Source organism: Rhizobium freirei PRF 81 (genome assembly GCF_000359745.1).
In the GTDB taxonomy this organism is placed as follows: domain Bacteria; phylum Pseudomonadota; class Alphaproteobacteria; order Rhizobiales; family Rhizobiaceae; genus Rhizobium; species Rhizobium freirei.
In genome coordinates this window covers 1-226 of the sequence record NZ_AQHN01000052.1, presented here as the reverse complement: position 1 = coordinate 226, position 226 = coordinate 1, and the positions used below count along the sequence as shown (strand labels likewise).

General features: G+C 59.3%; 1 pseudogene. It reads right to left on the bottom strand.

The annotated features are described in order from the left end of the window. Window positions 1-226, bottom strand: a pseudogene (locus tag RHSP_RS35535) (IS5/IS1182 family transposase); the annotation flags it as partial.

Sequence of the window (226 nt, the reverse complement as noted above, 5' to 3'; positions counted from 1 at the left end):
CGACAACAGCATGGATTTTTGTCGATCTGCCGCCTCGTGAGCGACCGATGGCCTGGGCCTCCGCCCCCCTTTTCCGCCTGCCGCCGAGCGGTGGGCTTTGGCGGTTGTGCTGTCGATCATCTGGATATCGGTGTCATTCGTCTTGACCAGCGCGTCGAATAACTGACGCCAGATACCTCGCGCCGACCATCGATGGAACCGATTGTAAATCGTCGTCGAAGGTCCA